Source organism: Butyrivibrio sp. CB08 (assembly GCF_003625485.1).
In the GTDB taxonomy this organism is placed as follows: domain Bacteria; phylum Bacillota; class Clostridia; order Lachnospirales; family Lachnospiraceae; genus Butyrivibrio.
Map to the genome: position 1 here is coordinate 304,504 of NZ_RAIR01000003.1, position 16,570 is coordinate 321,073.

16 protein-coding genes are annotated in these 16,570 nt (G+C 38.9%); 14 read left to right on the top strand and 2 right to left on the bottom strand.

Going from position 1 to position 16,570, the window contains the following annotated elements:
• Positions 1-112 precede the first annotated feature (112 nt).
• On the bottom strand, positions 113-1,126 hold the full coding sequence (locus D6855_RS07700; RefSeq protein WP_120739678.1) for a helix-turn-helix domain-containing protein: 1,014 nt from the start codon (positions 1,124-1,126) through the stop codon (positions 113-115).
• A 195-nt stretch (positions 1,127-1,321) separates the two neighbouring features.
• Between D6855_RS07700 and D6855_RS07705 the strand changes: the two genes are divergently transcribed.
• From D6855_RS07705 to D6855_RS07765, 13 genes are all read left to right on the top strand, one after another.
• The gene (locus D6855_RS07705; protein ID WP_026516614.1) at positions 1,322-1,507 is read left to right on the top strand and encodes a DNA-binding protein; all 186 of its coding nucleotides are present in this window, start codon (positions 1,322-1,324) and stop codon (positions 1,505-1,507) included.
• Positions 1,508-1,517: 10 nt separating this feature from the next.
• Positions 1,518-2,609, top strand: a complete 1,092-nt coding sequence (locus tag D6855_RS07710) for a site-specific integrase (protein WP_120739679.1) — start codon at positions 1,518-1,520, stop codon at positions 2,607-2,609.
• Positions 2,610-2,703: 94 nt separating this feature from the next.
• Positions 2,704-3,786, top strand: coding sequence for a DUF6017 domain-containing protein (locus D6855_RS07715; protein WP_120739681.1), 1,083 nt, complete (start codon positions 2,704-2,706; stop codon positions 3,784-3,786).
• Positions 3,770-4,114, top strand: coding sequence for a plasmid mobilization protein (locus D6855_RS07720; protein ID WP_243111832.1), 345 nt, complete (start codon positions 3,770-3,772; stop codon positions 4,112-4,114). Before D6855_RS07715 ends, D6855_RS07720 begins: the two co-directional genes overlap by 17 nt.
• 9 nt (positions 4,115-4,123) lie before the next feature.
• The gene (locus D6855_RS07725; protein WP_120739683.1) at positions 4,124-5,524 is read left to right on the top strand and encodes a relaxase/mobilization nuclease domain-containing protein; all 1,401 of its coding nucleotides are present in this window, start codon (positions 4,124-4,126) and stop codon (positions 5,522-5,524) included.
• 314 nt (positions 5,525-5,838) lie between these two features.
• Positions 5,839-7,176 carry a hypothetical protein gene (locus tag D6855_RS07730; protein ID WP_120739685.1) on the top strand — a complete coding sequence of 446 codons (1,338 nt, stop codon included), beginning with the start codon at positions 5,839-5,841 and terminating at the stop codon, positions 7,174-7,176.
• Positions 7,177-7,568: 392 nt separating this feature from the next.
• The gene (locus D6855_RS07735) at positions 7,569-7,961 is read left to right on the top strand and encodes a hypothetical protein (RefSeq protein ID WP_120739687.1); all 393 of its coding nucleotides are present in this window, start codon (positions 7,569-7,571) and stop codon (positions 7,959-7,961) included.
• A gap of 24 nt (positions 7,962-7,985) precedes the next feature.
• Positions 7,986-9,155 (top strand): RCC1 domain-containing protein, encoded by a 1,170-nt coding sequence (locus tag D6855_RS07740; protein ID WP_158589490.1) that lies wholly within the window; start codon positions 7,986-7,988, stop codon positions 9,153-9,155.
• Between the two features lie 4 nt (positions 9,156-9,159).
• Entirely contained in the window at positions 9,160-9,624 is a 465-nt protein-coding gene (locus D6855_RS07745) for a hypothetical protein (RefSeq protein ID WP_120739691.1), read from the top strand.
• A gap of 158 nt (positions 9,625-9,782) precedes the next feature.
• Positions 9,783-10,145 (top strand): BlaI/MecI/CopY family transcriptional regulator, encoded by a 363-nt coding sequence (locus D6855_RS07750; protein WP_120739693.1) that lies wholly within the window; start codon positions 9,783-9,785, stop codon positions 10,143-10,145.
• Entirely contained in the window at positions 10,145-12,217 is a 2,073-nt protein-coding gene (locus D6855_RS07755; RefSeq protein WP_120739695.1) for a M56 family metallopeptidase, read from the top strand. Before D6855_RS07750 ends, D6855_RS07755 begins: the two co-directional genes overlap by 1 nt.
• 499 nt (positions 12,218-12,716) lie before the next feature.
• Positions 12,717-13,751, top strand: a complete 1,035-nt coding sequence (locus D6855_RS07760) for a hypothetical protein (RefSeq protein ID WP_147368132.1) — start codon at positions 12,717-12,719, stop codon at positions 13,749-13,751.
• Positions 13,752-13,795: 44 nt separating this feature from the next.
• Complete coding sequence (locus D6855_RS07765; protein WP_120739699.1) at positions 13,796-14,713, top strand: hypothetical protein; 918 nt, start codon at positions 13,796-13,798, stop codon at positions 14,711-14,713.
• A 58-nt stretch (positions 14,714-14,771) separates the two neighbouring features.
• Here the strand turns inward: D6855_RS07765 and D6855_RS07770 are convergent, their stop codons facing one another.
• Positions 14,772-15,005, bottom strand: coding sequence for a hypothetical protein (locus tag D6855_RS07770; protein ID WP_120739701.1), 234 nt, complete (start codon positions 15,003-15,005; stop codon positions 14,772-14,774).
• 211 nt (positions 15,006-15,216) lie between these two features.
• Here D6855_RS07770 and D6855_RS07775 point away from each other — a divergent pair, with 211 nt between their 5' ends.
• A complete protein-coding gene (locus D6855_RS07775) occupies positions 15,217-16,569 on the top strand; it encodes a diguanylate cyclase domain-containing protein (RefSeq protein ID WP_120739703.1) in 1,353 nt (450 codons plus the stop codon).
• The last annotated feature ends 1 nt before the right edge of the window (position 16,570 follow it).

Here is a 16,570-nt window from a genome sequence, read left to right on the forward strand (position 1 = left end):
GAATTTTGCCATTGGCTCTATTTTGGCTCTAAAAAAGACACTCCTTTCGGAGTGCCATTAGCTTGAACCGAGTGCTCAGTTTTGAGCACTCGATTTTTCTTGTTTCGTCTCCTCAATTTTGAGGAGCAGACTTTTTTGGTTCAACTTTTTTCTTTTTGTTTTTTTTCTGCTCTTTTAAATATTCTTCATATTGTTGCCGTGTTTCTACAGCACAAGCCTCCCTTATCTCTTTTGGATAATTAGGATGGTCCTCTTTATACTTTTCTATAGCATCAATTTTTTTCTGTACATAGGCCCATTTTTCATCTTCGGAACCATCATGGGGATATTCGCCCACATCGATGGCATGTAAGTCAATCCATGCGTCCTCATAGTGATGAATATGATTATTTTTTTCTGCTTCTGGAATATCTAATTGTTCCATAAGATCATAATAATCTCCACCAGCTTCGAACACTTTTTGATAGGCTGCATCGAATTCTTCACGTGTTTTAGGTGCATCCATGTACTGTTTCCAGGAATGTCCTGTAAGCATTAATTCAAATTGATCTTTGATGGCCAATTCCTTAAGACGATTTGAGTATTCTTCTCGTGTCTCGCTTTTAGATCTCCAGTATTTTTTATTGAGTGCTTCTTTTGCACGTTCGATATATTCAAAAGACATGAGAAGAGATGTTACATTACTGTTTAGTTGTGAATATAGTGGATCAAGAGTTATCTGGATATCTTCAACAGGAATTTCTTCACCATTGCTTTTGATTTTTATGTACTTAGAGAGCGAAGGATTGATAGAAAACCATGTATCATACGGGCTTTTTTGTTCACCAACACCGTCTTTAAATGTACCTTCTATTCTTAATGTTCCATTATCCAATAGAAGAAGCAATTGCTGGTAGAAATCGCCTTCAAAGGAATAATCAGTATACTGTCTAGGCAGACCCTCAAATATCATTTTTGGAAGCCTTAGAGCTTCACTCATCTTCTCAATCACATCATTTCCGGGAACCATTTTATTTGTCTCATATTTTCTTATAGAAACCGGATGTATTCCGGTGATCTTGGCAAACTCATTGGATGTTATTCCAAAGATTTCCCTTATTTTTTTAATTCTGTCAGCTATTGTCATAAAGTCTGTATCCTCCCATGAATACTGAACTTGAAATAAATTTGATAAACAAATTATAACACTAATGTAGCTGACAAACTACAAAAATTTAAAATACCTATTGACTGTAGCGAGTGCGCTACATATAATAACAATATAAAGAATGTAGCGAGTGAGCTACAAACCAACAATATATCATAAAGGAGGGCAAACACTATGAGAGAAGGCAAGATTTATCTAACAGCAAAGGAGGTAGCAGAGATACTTGGAGTGTCTGTAGGACATTCTTACAAACTTGTTCAGAAGATGAATAAGGAGCTTGCATCAAAAGGGTATCTTGTGATTGCAGGAAAGATTCCTGTCAGGTACTTCGAAGAAAGATATTACGGATTCACTGCTTAAGGGGGACAACATGCCGGTATATAAGGAGAACGATTCTAATACCTGGCGAAGTCAGTTTTACTATACTGATTGGACCGGGAAAAAGCACAAAAAGAACAAGAGAGGTTTCAAGACAAAGAGAGAAGCACAGCAGTATGAAGCGGAATTCGTAAAACAGGCCAGAGCTGATATGGATATGATGCTTTCATCTTTTGTAGAAGTATATCTCAAAGACAAGGAAGTAGAGCTTAAGCAGAGGACTCTTAGGAATAAGAGATACATGTTTGAAACTCACGTAATTCCTTACCTGGGTAACAAGAAGATGAATGAGATCACGGCCTCAGATATTTTAGCGTGGCAGAAAGCAGTTAAGGATAGTAAAGACTATTCAGACGCATATCTGAGGATGCTTCAGAATCAGGTCACGGCTCTTTTCATTCATGCACAGAGGATATATTACCTCAAGGATAATCCTTGTAAGCGAGTTAAGAAGATGGGGCGTTCGGATAACAGAAGTCTTAATTTCTGGACCTTAGAAGAGTACAGGAAGTTTATCGATACTTTTGATAAGGGAAGCATGCATTATCTGATGTTTGAACTTCTTTTCTGGACTGGCATGCGTGAAGGTGAGCTGCTTGCACTTACGAAAAATGATATCGATGTAGGGCAGATGACTCTTCGAATCAACAAGACCTATTTCAGATTGCATGGTGAGGATGTTATTACTACTCCCAAAACTGATTCATCCATCAGGACCATTGATCTTCCGAAGTTCTTGGTTGATGAGGTTCAAGATTATTGGAGCAAACTGTATAAGCATCCGTCTGATGCAAGGCTGTTTCCTGTAGTTGCAGAAGCTTTGCAGCATATAATGGCAAGGCATATCAAAAAGGCTGAGGTAAAGAAAATCAGAGTTCACGATCTCAGGCATTCACATTGTGCCTATCTGATCAATCAGGGCATACAGCCGCTTATCATCAAGGAGAGACTTGGACATAAGGATATAAAGGTTACGCTCAATACTTATGGTCACCTTTATCCAAGTGAGCAGAAGAGAGTGGCAAATCTTTTGAATGATTTAAATAGAAATGCCCCGGCCAAGGACCAGGGCACAATCGAGTAGAAAAGCCGGAGCTTATCTATACTCAATCTCGCAAATTTAGTATAGCAAAGCTCCCTGCTTTTTAACAGAGTTTTTGTTAAAGGGGGAATGATACTTGGAACTTGCATTATCTACTGGTAATACGATAGTAGATCAGATTTCAGAAATGAATTTTACCGGAAATATTATTCCGGCAGAATGGTTTAAGACACTTAGAGGTCCTAACGGAAAGCCAATGCTTCTGGCGATAGATATCCTCAGTGACATTCTGTATTGGTACCGCCCTACTGAGATCAGGGACGAGAGGACCGGAGTCTTAGTGGGGTATAAAAAGAAGTTTAAGAAGGACTTCCTTCAAAGGAGTTACAGGCAGATTGAGGACCAGTTTGGTGTATCAAAGAAGCAGGCAAGGTTGGCTCTAGACTTTCTATGTAGAAAGGGTGTAATTAAAAAGCATTTGGTTGATGAAACAACCAAAGACGGAATGAAATTACACAACAATATGTATCTAGAGCTTGTACCGGAAAAATTAAAGGAGATCACATATATCCATAGATCTTCTGAGGGTGTGTCTTTGAAGGAACCACCGTGTGTCTTTGATGATAATACGGTGGTTTCGGTTAGGACAGAGGGTAATTACCTTCAGGTGACTACAAGTACAGAAAATACTACAGAGATTACTACTAAAGAGTTCAACAATCCTATCAATCTAAAGACAGATGGTAGTTTCTATGTTCATGGACCTTCCGAATGTAGAGGAAAGCCTGTAAAGCAGATTGATGAGATAGATGAGATAGCTGCCTATAGAGAAGTTATCAAGGAGAACATCGACTATGAGAATCTCATGGCTAGTCAAAGCAGTGAAGCTGAGAAACAGCGCATTGATGAAATCTATGAGATCATCTGTGATGTTGTTTGCTCCAAAAAGGGCACTATCAGAGTCGGTGGAGAAGATAAACCGCTTGAGGTTGTGAAGTCTGTCTTTTTGAAACTGACTAGTGAGCATATCGAGTATGTCACCGAGTGTCTTGATAAAACTTACACTGATATCGGCAATATCAGATCATATCTTATCACTGCTTTGTATAGGTCCATACAGACAGTAGAGAATTTCACCATCCAAAAGGTTAATCATGACATGCATGAATATGCTACAAGAAATCGTGAGTTAGGAGGAGTAAATGGGGAAGATGATTGATGAGAGGGACTGCATATTGCAGTTCCGGGTTTCACAAAAGGAAAAGGAACTGATACAGAAGAAAATGGATAATGCCGGAGTCAGAAATAGGAGCGCGTTTCTTAGAAAGCTGATTATGCAAGGATACATCATCTGTCTCGATCTATCTGATACAAAAGAGATAGTCAGACTCATGAGAATCAGCAGCAATAATCTCAATCAATATGCTAAAAAAGCAAACGAGACAGGCAGTATTTACATTAAGGACATTAATGATCTTAAGGACCAGCAGGCACAGATATGGAGTTCTATTAAGGAACTTCTCAAGAGACTATCTAAGATAGCGTAGGGGGTAATTATGGCAGCAACAAGACTTATTGCAATTCATGGCGGTAAAGGTGGGGGAAAAGGAGGCGGAGGAGCCAAAGGCAACATTGATTATATTGAGGATGATGAGAAGACGGAAGAAGGCAAATGGATAACAGCTTATGAATGTGATCCAGTGACTGCTGCTGAGGAGTTTGATCTATCAATGAGAGAATACATTCAGAAGATTGGTGATAAAGCCTCTGATAACGTTATGGCTTATCAGATTCGACAATCCTTTAAGCCTGGAGAGATAACACCTGAGGAAGCTAATCGTATTGGTTATGAAACGGCCATGAGGTTTACAAAAGGGGAGCATGCTTTTGTTGTAGCAACGCATACTAATACGGCTCACATTCATAATCATATTATTTACAATGCGGTTAACCTTGATTGTGACAGGAAGTTCAGAGACTTTCACAGATCAGGCATTGCGCTGGGACGTCTATCCAATCTTATCTGTCTTGAAAATGGTTACTCAGTGATTGCAGATGAGCCGTATCACAGTGATAAGGTATATAACAATTTCCATAAAGATCGAACAGTTCGTGATGGTGTTAGAGAAGCAATTGATAGAGCTCTGGCTAATAAACCAAAGACTTTTGAAGGCTTTCTACAGGAGATGCAATCACAAGGATATGCGATCAAGCGCGGAAAGAATATTGCAGTCAAGGGAAAAGGGCAGGAACGTTTTGTGAGACTTAAATCTCTTGGCAAAGGCTATACTGAGGAAGACATCAGGAAAAAGATTGATGGAGTTGCAAAAGAGGCTGAACAGAAAAAAGAATCAGCGCCAACTATTCACGATAATAATTTAGAGAAGGTTCTAAATATACAGGATATCATAGCTAAAGGGAAAGGACCTGGCTATGAACGCTGGGCTAAGACGTTTAACGCCAAAAAAATATGTAAGGCTCTTTTGTTCATTGAGGAAAAAGGAATCCGTTCCTATGATGAATTAGTAGATAGAACGAAGGCTACCTCAGAAAGATTTGGAGAGCTTTTGAAAGATATCAAATCTTATGAAGCACGACTAAGTGAAATCTCTTCTCTTCGAAAACACATAATCAACTATTCCAAGACTAAAGCTGTTTATGATCAGTATCGTCAGTCAGGTTTTGATAGAAAGTTCTTTGAAGAGCATAGGGCAGATATTATGCTTTATAAAAAAACAAAAGATGCTTTCAAAGAGTATCCGAATAAACTTCCATCAGTCAAATCTCTCAATGAGGAGTATAAAAAGGTACTTGAAAAGAAGAATGCAGCCTACGCAGAATACAAACAGGTTAAGGCAGACATGCAGCAATTCCAGATTGCTAAATATGATATTGATAGTGCTCTTGGCATCAGAGAGACGCCGGCACCGTCCCATTCCCACCAGCGCTCCCGTTAATTTATTATAAGAGGCAAGTGGGGCATATGTAATACATATGCGACTTGTTGGGGGATTCCCCAAGCCCCTAGAATCAGATTTTCAATCTGACTGTTGCATCTACGATGAAGATAATTATCAATCCGAGAAAAAATGAAAAGCATAGCAGAATAAGATTTGAGTGTGGCTGACAGATGCTGCACTCTTTTCTATTTTGGTGAAATAATAAATTGGCACTATGTAAAAAATGAATGAATAGCTTGTGAGGTAATATTGATGATTTTTAACATGCTGATATAATTAGAAGTCGGGGAATACTATCTTGGAGGAGAGGTATGAAAAGAAGAAAAGCTCTTGTGGGAATTCTATCAAGCATGCTCGTTTTGTCTGCATGCTCTTTTTCCAATACAAATGAATATGATACGGAAGTGGTTTCAGACAATGAAGTATCTATTGAAAGCACTAGCGAAGAAAGAAATGATGAAAGCACAGCTGAAATAACTCAGAATGAGGATGAAATTGTAGAAATAGATACAACAAAAATAATAGAAGATCAGTCTTTTGACATTCAATTAAATGAATGGGGAGATGTGAGATTTGTATCTTGCCAACCTGATAAAGATACAAATCCACATGCTGACGCAACATTTTATCTTATGGAGCAGAATCAGGTGATTTATAAAATGCCTTCTGTTTATGAAAACGACATCAGAGATAACCTCTTCGAGGGGATATCTTTTGTGGCTTTTAAAGATATTAATGAAGATGAAAAAAATGAAGTGATCATTGGTCTGTTATACATAACCGGTGCGGGTCCCCAGGGAGTGATTCCGCGTACAGAGGTTAGAATATTCGAGGATAAAGGCGATTCGTTTGAATATTCAAAGGATATTAGTGAATATATTACTGACTCTATGCCTGAAGATGGCACAATCCATGATGTTTATGACAAGATAAAATGGCGTAAGCTGTATTCTTTAGATATGGCATCTTTATATAATGAAATCAAGAAAGTAGATAATGCCAAAAACTATGAAGGCGAGTGGAACGCGACAAATTGTCATTCTTCACTGGCTGGATTTTTTAATATAAAAAATCAGACCGAGGATGGCTTCTCTTTTGACGGATGTTTCTCCTATTATTCTCATACAGGAGATATTGAGGGGAATGCATACTGGATTAGCCCTACAATGGCCATTTGTAGTCAGGATGATATAGAAGATTCCATGAGTGATGGGTATATGGTTTTTCTATTTGAGGATGAACTTATGTATGTAAGAGCTGATTATAACTTTGGGTTGATGGGAATGAATGTTTCGCCAAATAATGCATATACCAGCGGTGAACCGGTATATACTAATGCAGATATGTTAGGTCGTACGTATACGGAAGAAGAGCTTTCTCAGATTAGGCAATTGCTAGGAGATGATTTGTATGATGAACCGTTTCTGTTTGGGACTACTAACGGCGGGGTGACTTCATTTAGGGAAATATTGAAGGATGGTACATACTGTAAGTATGTAGAATGCTATATTCCTACCATGGCTGAGAGCTACAAAGCAATCATTACTGAAGACGGAAGGATATACATTAAGATTTTTACTTATGGCGATGAATCCATATATACAAATGATTCGGATTGGCATGTAGATGATTTGCCCGAAGTTTTTTGATTCTAGTTATGCATATTGGATGCTGACCGCGCGATTTTCGGAATATAAACTATTGGTGCGAGCATTGTATGCTTTAATTGCTTCGATAGTCATAAACTTTGTACTGCCTTTTTATACAAGAAGGTACTTACTCTATCAAAGATTTGATTATTATGTGTCCTTACGTGGTTTTTTTAGTATTCTTCGAAACGGCCAAAAAACATATTTAATATGTTTCCTGATTATGTTTTTGGTGTTTTGGGCAGGCGAAGAGGTCGCGTATGGATGTAAGAAAGAACGAGCAGCATTAAAAGAGTCTAATGAGCAGATTCAATAGAATTTACAACAAACAATTGCCCAAGAGATAAGATTTATCTAAGAAACTTGGAAAGTGGAGTTGAGTTGAGGATGTTATGGCAGAGATTATTTTTTCAGATATCTACAGAACATTTTTGTTATGCTTTTTATCTGCATGCATAGCGTTTGGAGCGAGAAATGCTACTAAAATAAAAAGAGTATTAGCGTTTTGCGGCTACGAGGCAGTTATGCTGATGCCGTTCATTTGGATATTAGTATTAAGCATTGTTTTTACATACTATGGTGATGGCTCATGGATGTCTCTGGTTCCATGGGAATTAAAATGGATTCTATATTTTACAGTTATTACGGTATTACAGTTTCTTTCATATCAATTATTGTGGAAAAAAAGTAAAGCTCTTAAGGCTTTGGCATTGTTGATAAGCATTATTATTGTTGTGGCTCCATTGTATATACTTGATTTTCAAAAGCTAACTGGTGAAAGGTGACTCATGAATATTGAAGATAAAGATATGAGTGAAATTATTGATAGCAATTTTGATGAGCCTGACAAGAAGAATTGGATGGTCTGGGTATTTACCATTCTGTGCATTGCTATTGGTGCTGCTGTGCTTATTAAGTTCATTCCTGCCATTACCTCATCTGATGATGCTGTTACTGTGGATCCTGATGAGGATATTGTTGAACTTCCTGTTTACTATGTAGAAAACATGGATGGCATCCATCTTGATGATACCGATTTTGACATAGCAAACTACTATTTTAGAAATGAGTATGAGTATAATCACTATTATATTGATGATGATAATGTACTTTGGGGTGTGGGTGATAACAGTGAAGGGCAGCTTGGCATCGGGAATCGTTCATCTTATGAAAACACACCTCAGAAAATGGCAGAGAATGTTATCCATGTTGATGGTGCGGCCTTTTTTGTGATTTATCTTACTAAAAACGGTGAATTATACGGAGCCGGGGCAAACCAAAATGGATTGATGGGACTTGAGAATCCATATGGAAAAGAATGGATTTATTATGATGATATAGTTGCAGCAAGCCCTGTATTGCTTATGTCTGACGTCAAATATGCCAGAGCAAGCGAAAGCGGAATCGTTGCTCTCAAAAATAATGGCTCAGTATGGTGGTGGGGTGAAATCAGGACCACATCTGCGAAACATCCTGACGATACAATTGGATGCAGTTACTCGGAGCCTACGAAAATGCTTGATGATGCAATCTATGTTACCTGCGGTTCTTTCAGCATGGCTGCCATCAAAGAGGATGGTACATTGTGGACCTGGGGCAACAACACCTTTGGAAGCTGCGGATATGATAGTAAGAATCAGGATTTCATAGAAGAACCGGTAAAGGTATTGGATGATGTAAAAATGGTTTGGATGGATGAAGTCAGATTTGAAAAAGCTAAGCCATATGCCGAGAGTGAAGGTGCCGAAGGAAATTATGATTATGACTATACATATGTTACCTTTGTGGAAAGAAAAGATGGCACATTATATGCTTGTGGTAAGTATGTGGACGGCGAAGGTAGTAAGATCTGGGATTTCAAACTATATGGAGATATTTTAAGAACTCCTGAAGAATATATGGATGATGGACTTCATGAACCAGTAGAACTCGTGTATTCCGACAGATTTCAAAGGATACAGTTCAAAGAAAAGGATTGAGCGAATGAAAGTAAATAAAAGCATTATTCCATTAATAATATATAGCTTATTACTACTGATATTGGCTCTTCGGGGATGGTTTACCAGATCTATGATATTAGCCTTTTTTGTAAATCCGCTAATCCTGTTAATTGCTGTATTTTGGTTTATTTGCACCTGTATTGTCGGATTTATCACGAGTAGTTTGGCGCGTAACAAGCCAGTAATGAGAGTGCTGTATGCTCTCGCAACAGCAATTCTGATTGCAGTAGCCGTTATGATATCTTCAGTATCATATGACACCCATTTTTACAGAATCTTTCGCGTGAATTATATATTTGATGTGATAAGAGATTATCCTTATTGGATTATAGTAGGAGCACATTTTCTAATGTTTTGGCTTGGTGAAGAGATAGGGAATGGCTGTAGGAAAGAACGTGATGCATTTAATGTAGCCAAAGAAGAGATTCATTTGGGAATAAAGAGTTGAATACTTATTCGCTTTTTTAGAGGAAAACAGCCACTTTTTCCATATACACAGAAAAAGTGTATCGTCGTTTATATCTGAAAAAATAAGTTTGACATCCTGGTCTAGTTAGGCTAGACTATAAATATAGTTTAGTCTGACTAGACCAGGAGGAAACGGGTATGGAACTTGAACTTGGGGCAATTCAACTTAAGTTTGCAGAGCTTGTGTGGGAAAATGAACCTATACCATCAGGGGAGTTGGTAAAGCTTTGCGAGACAAGGTTTATGTGGAAAAAATCAACCACATACACTGTAATAAAAACGTTATGTGAAAAGGGACTTATTCAGAATAACAATGGAATAGTCTCATCTATTATTTCTAGAGAGCAGTTCTATTCTGCAAAGAGTGAAAAGTTCGTTGATGATACTTTTCAGGGGTCTTTACCTGCGTTCATTGCAGCATTTACCACAAACAAAAAATTAACAACAAAAGACATTGATGAAATTCAAAAAATGATTGAACAGGCAAAGGAGGAAAAGTGATGGATACTATATTTTTAACACTCCTTAGTTTATGCTTGCCTGCAAGTATTCTGATCATAATAGCTATCTTTTTCAGATTTATATTTAAGAAGGCTCCCAAATGGCTTATGGGGGTAATGTGGACTATTGTAGCACTACGACTTATTATTCCATTTCAGTTTGAATCATCTATAGGCTTTTTACCCAACGTTGGGAATAGATTAGAGGCTTTCTTTATTGGCAATAATGAATCTGACAGCATTGTTTATGTAGTTGAGGACAATAATGATTTCGTTAGCAGTGAGATTATTACTCATGAGTATACTCCGAATGCGGTAGCTCCTAATGAACCAGATGATGTTGTGCATGATTATCTGCCAAATGAGACGATTACTGTTACCCCAAACAATAATGATATTCCTGAAGCTGTAACAGGGCGAAGGGAAATGATGATCCGTCTTCAGATGATATGGCTGTTTGGTGTGCTGGTAATGCTTGCGTATGCAGTGTTCAGTTATGTCTCAATAAGGAAGAAGATAAGAACATCCATTAAATTGGACTCATATGATAATGTCTTTGAATGCGATGAGATAAGTACACCATTTATACTTGGAATCTTCAAACCAACTATTTATATCCCTTCTGGACTTGATGAAATTACTGTAAAAAATGTTCTTGCACATGAGAATGCTCATATCATACGTCTTGATCACATTAGAAAGCAGCTGGGATTTTTACTACTTGCAGTGTATTGGTTCAATCCATTGGTGTGGATTGCTTATATCCTTTTCTGTAAAGATATAGAGCTTGCCTGCGATGAAAAAGTAATCTCCAAGATGTCTTTTGACGAGAAGAAATCATACGCTTCATCACTGCTACTATGCAGTGCGCACAAGAAACTGGTATTGGCTTATCCACTTGCATTTGGAGAAGTTGCGGTAAAGACAAGGATAAAGAACATACTCAATTATAAGACTCCTGCATTATGGGTAATAATGATAGGAATTGTATTATGTTCAGCACTTGGCTTTGGATTTATGACCTGTAAAGTAAATGCTGATGAGGAAACAGACGCAATCATCCAGGATGATGTTGAGGAAATAATTATAAGCGAAGATAATATCCAGAAAACCGAAGAGCCACTAAAGGTGGCTTCTTACAACCAGTATTACAACGTATCTACCAAAGTATGCAAAGGTAAGACTTTCATAGAAACGGCAGATGGATTATATGTTGCAGAGGCTGATGGCTCAGGATTTACATTGGTTACAGATGGCTTGTATTCATTAGGCGCAGCAGGAAAAAATGGGGTTTACCTATGTGAGTATATTGAAAAAGATGGACGCTATCAGTATAACCTAGCATATTTGAATGCGGATGATTACAGCATTATCACATTGGAAGAAGATCTTGACCTGTCAAACAGCAACGGTGCAGCACATTATTCAGATATGTATATTGAGGGAAAGCATCTCTATGTGGAAGGAGCTAACTGCTTCACGAGTTATTATCTGCGCTCTGATACAGAAATAATGAAAGAAGGTACTGAGAATAATCTGATCTATAAGGATTTTACATATTCTGCAGCATATTCAGCAGGGCTTATCAATGCCTATATTTCAGATAGAGATGAGCATGCAATTGGCAATCTTAATGTTGAGATGTCTGACGGAAATTGGAATGTTATTGAAGGCGTAAGTGATGTTATGCTTACCTCGTATGGAGCGCTAGTCAAAAAAAGCATGGGCGATGCCATGTATAATAATGTTTATCTGGTTTCATACAGCAGCGGAGAAGAAAAACTGGTATATGATGCTCAGAAGCATGATGGATTATATGGCGGCTATAACACATATGATGAAAACGGATTCTATGGTCTTCAATATCAGGGAGAGGACAAATACACCATCATATTTTGCACTTGGGATGGAGAAGTTAAAGAATTATATAAATTCAGCACTTCTGAGAAGGTTGTCGGTGCACAGATGTCGATGAGCGTAGTTAATGACTGGCTATATTTCTATGATTTTTCAAGTGGTACGATGAAACGAATAAGCATAAGTGACTGTAATATTATTGAGGCAATAATATGATGTAAGGGACTTTTGACCCTTACATCAGAATATACATTGGCTCTAAAATGGCTCTAAAAATTTCAAAAACCACCCAAAATACAGCGAAACATGAGAAATGTGCGAACAGAAACCACGTAAAATCAAGGCTTTCCAAATAGATATAATTAACGTTAAGCCGTGAGGGTGGACGTACAGTTGGATCAGGTAAGGTTGCTACAATCGTAGAGTAATGTTCACGTTAGCAATGAGCTAAGCGATTAAAAAGCAAATATAAACAGCCCATCGTGCTTGCACGAAATGGGCTGTTTTTTATTTGCTTTTTAGGCATTCAGCGAATGCCGTGACCGAGATGGAGCGAAAGCGGAATCGAGGTTCGCTTAGTTCATGCCCCGCGCTAGCAAGCGAAATCGAAGATTTCGCTTGCGTGTGCGGCTCATTATAAACATTCCACTTCTGTCATCCGATATATATAATGAAATCTGTAACTGTGCCTTTTTACAACACAAGGAGGTGTTTTATGCGGATACAGCAAAATTTAGGGATGCAGGATATTTCAATACAGGATCAGTATAGTACTGGCTCTATAACTAAATCCCAAAATGGAAATAAGAATAGTACAACTATTTCAGCGGCAAATCTAACGGGAGATAGTTTAATTGCGCAACGTCAGGGCCTTGCAAAAAAGCAGGCTCTTAAAGTCGTTTCTGATGCCTTTGGCGGAGAAAAGAAACTGGATGCTCAGATGCAGTCTATTAAAGATGAGATAAAGCGCCTACAGGACGAAATCAATGAAAAGACTGCGAACACTATGGAGAATGACGCCAAGTTAAAAGAACTTCAAGAAGAATATGGTATTGATCCCGATAGTGAAGAAAGCAAGGAATTGTCAAAGCTTGCGTTTAAGATGAATAACTCTAAAGACGGATTATCTGATGAAGAGATCAGCAAAATGTCGGAGTATCAGCAGAAGGCACTTTACTATGTGGCTGCAAACCAGCAGAACTCTCTTGATATAGATAGGGCAAAAGCCCAGCAGATGGGCAACGTTCAGGGCTATTCTGATATGAAGCGCGAGCGTCTAAAATCTCAGGATATGCTTAAAGCCCAGGATGCTGCTGAGGACATTATGGAAGCAGCAAATGGTGAGGCGATAGCTCTTTTGACGCAGGAAGCTGTTGAGCATGTGGACGAAGAGCAGAAGGAACGCGAAGAAGAGGCAAAAGAGGCAGCCGAAAAGAAGAAAGAAGAGAAGAAGGAAGAAGCAAAGAAACTGGAAAAAGAGGCTATGCAGCAGGAAATGATAGAGAATATCAAGGAACACGCTGCTGAGAGCCAGAGGACCAGTGCTGACACAAAGCGTGCCATAGCAAGAAGAGAACGTGCGGAGGCTGATAGGATGGATACCGAAGATATCCAGAAGACTATTATTTCAGATGGTGCATCTATGGAAGATACTCAAAATACAGTTAATTCTGAGATAACCAACATCCTTAACAGGCTCAGTCTCTTGTCTAATGATGTTAAGGGAAGTACAATTGATAATCAGATATAGATAATTTGAGAGAATAAACAGACGAGGCGTAGGAGGATAGATAATTGATAAAAAGAAATTGGGGCATAGTGGTAGCGATAGCTATGTGTATGTCTCTTGTAGCTTGCGGAAAGACTAATGAACCAGAAATAAGTGATTCGGTTGTGGCAGAAGTTTCTGTTGAGACTGAGGCTGAAGCTGTTACCGAGCAGAAAAATGATGCAGGTACTGAACAAAAAGAAGACAAAGCGGATAATGCTGATCAGAAAAATATAGAGACCAAAAAGCCAGAAACTGACAAGCAAGAGACGGAAAAAACCGACGATCAAAGCGCTCCACAGAAGGATGCAGACAAGTCAGAGGCTGAGAATACAGTAAAAGAAGAAGCACAGGCACAAGCAGAGCCACAGCCTCAGGTGACTCAGGTGGTAAGTCAGCAACCAGCAGGTTATGGCAGGATTCTTTTTTGTGGTGATTCCAGAACTGTAGACATGTTCTCAGAGTCATTATCAGAGATAAGAAATGAAGTACATGATGGAATTACCGTGTACTGTAAAGACGAATGCGGGAGCACATACATGGTGAATGCCGTCGAAGAATATGGCGTAGATAATTTTGATACGCTGGTATCCTGGATGGGATGTAACAACTATGGAGACTTTAGCAAGTATGGACCATATTATGACCAGTTACTTGCACAGGGAAAGAAACTGGTTTTGTGTACGGTAGGACCAACAGTTGATGAGTATCTTTCTGAAGAGTTTACTAAGAAAAACTATACAAATGCAAGACAGATCACCTACAATGATTCTCTTAGAGCATGGGCAAATGGGAAAGATGTTAAGATAATCGATCTTTACTCATATATTTATGATGCTATGTATGATTCCGGAGATATCATAATTAGTCCAACCGATGGTATTCATTACTATCCACAGCCAAACAATCAGTTATGGCAATACATTGTCTCAAATCTGAAATAAGAAAAAGGGTTTCAAGCCTTGAGCTTGGAACCCTTTAATAATTTAATAAGTAATTCTTTTATCCTAAATACTGCCAGCCTCTGCTACATTCGCAGGCTGGATTTGTGCACTTAACTGCGGGACGATTGCCGTAGTAATGTCCGTCGGAGTTCATGGGGAATCCGCACTTGGGACACATCTTTCTTGTGACAATTCCTTCACCTTCTATGTACTTATCAGGAAGAACGTTAGATCCTCCACTTACGTTCTCAAGTTCATTGTCGTGCAAAAGCTCTTTCATATTATCAGCCATAATAAAATCCTCCAATTCATTTAGAAGTGACGTGGTCAACTTCCTTACTATTATTTTATACGAACAACGAACAAAAAAGGCATTAAAAAATCATAAAAAACATCAATTTTCTGAATATTTATTCAATTTTTGATAGAACAAATAAACGTTAATACGATATAATTAATCCGAAAAAGTTTCGTTTTTCTTATGAGTGGGAGAAAAATAATATATGGATTATTCAATTGTCGTTGTAGACGATGATTCCTTGATTCTTGAGAATGTCAGGATGCTCCTTTCCCAGGAGAGTATGCATGTCACATGCATCGACTCGGGAGAGAGGCTTCTTAAATATGTAGAAAGCCATACACCTGATCTGATCCTTCTGGACATCATGATGCCAGAGATGGATGGCTTTGATACTTATATTGCCCTTAAAAAGTTTGAGGACCACACAGGGCGCAGGCACATTCCGGTTATATTTATGTCTGGAGATGAGACCAGCGACTCCGAAGAGATGAGCCTTGTGATGGGGGCATCTGACTATATCACCAAGCCCTTCAACAAAGATATCCTGATAAGACGAATTGAACATACAGTAAAGAACAGCAAGACTATAGAGAACCTGACAGAAGAGGCTACTCTGGACAGACTGACAGGCTTTCTTAATAAGACCAAGGGAACAGACAGGGTGTCCAAGCTCTGCAAAAGAAAGATTGGCTCCCTGATGATCTTTGACCTGGACAGCTTTAAGCTGGTAAACGATCTCTTTGGACATGAGATGGGAGACAACATCCTTAAAACCTTTGCTGATGTGGTAAGGCACAACACACGAGAAACAGACACTCTGTGCAGGATCGGCGGCGATGAGTTCATGGCTTTTTTTGAGGACCTGACAGACCAGAGCGTTGTGGCATCCCTGTCAAAGAGACTCAACAATCAGCTGATGGCTGAGGCAAACAGGCTTATGGGCGAGGACCATGGCATTCCCCTTGGAGTATCCATGGGTGTCGTGATGATCCCTGATGATGGAAGGGACTACGAGGCGCTGTTTGCGCTGGCTGACAGTGAGCTGTACAAAGTCAAGCAGAATGGCAAGCACGGCTTTTCCATCCACAGAGAAGAGACAGCTGCAGATCAGGATGGCGAGGAGGATGCCCTTAGTAAGCTTGATCGCATAGAGAGGATCCTTGAAGAGCGTAACGACAAGGAAGGCGCACTTATCCTGGGAAAAGACTCTTTTACCGTGGCATACAGATTTGTAATGCGCCTGTACAGAAGATACGGAGGCTCAGCAGCGCTGCTTCTGTTTGATCTCCATCCCCAAAATGACGATGACTACAATTACCTTATAGAAGTGGTTCAGTCTTTCTGTGGAATTTTGGAAAAGACACTTCGAATGAGTGACATTGTAATGCAAAACAGCTCACATAGCTTCTTTATCCTGGTGACTGAGTGCACTGAACCTGAGGTTGAAAGTGCGATCCGAAGGATACTGGAAGCCTATGAGGAAGTTCAATACAACGAGAAAGTAAAGGTAGAGTACGTATTTAAATATTCAGCGAAGACTCGCAAGAAAAAATAGT